We start from the raw sequence: 616 nt of genomic DNA on the forward strand, positions 1-616 counted from the left end.
CTGGGATAAATATGCAACAAGATTTAGCTTGAGAGCAGTAGATAAATGAATTTTGATAGAGATCAATAGACTACGCCTATGAACAAAATTGCTAATTTCCATTTAGTAAAATCAAGAAAGTAGACGACACTTATCTTAAGGCCGCAATAAAATGCCGCTAAGGAGATAAGAATGCATTCATTAAAAGTAAAAGATTACATGACGTTGCAAGCGGTGACTTTCACTAAAGACATGTCACTCACAGCCGCTTTGAACAAAGTGATGCAGAGCGTGACGCTTGGTGGTCCAGTCATTGATGAAAACGAAAAAGTAGTGGGGTTCTTATCTGAACAAGATTTGTTAGATAAGTTGGTGAAAGCCAGCTACCACTGCCAAGATACACATACTGTGCAAGAGTGTATGCATGAAGATGTGTTGTCCGTCTCGCCAGAAATGTCGGTCATTGAATTGGCGGATATGATGAAAGTCGGTAAGCCAAAAATGTACCCAGTAGTTGACGACCGAGGAAAGCTTGTTGGCATCATCACTCGCCGTGATGTTCTGCGCGCTATTGGGATGACGTTAAACGAATGCTTTAAACATCCAGTTTGATGACGACATCGACATGACTACTTCG

1 protein-coding gene is annotated in these 616 nt (G+C 41.1%); it reads left to right on the forward strand.

From position 1 onward, the window contains the following. Window positions 1–171: 171 nt before the first annotated feature. Window positions 172–591 carry a CBS domain-containing protein gene (locus R8N47_RS26410; protein WP_005461138.1) on the forward strand — a complete coding sequence of 140 codons (420 nt, stop codon included), beginning with the start codon at window positions 172–174 and terminating at the stop codon, window positions 589–591. Window positions 592–616: the final 25 nt, after the last annotated feature.

Source organism: Vibrio sp. 2132-1 (assembly GCF_033344315.1).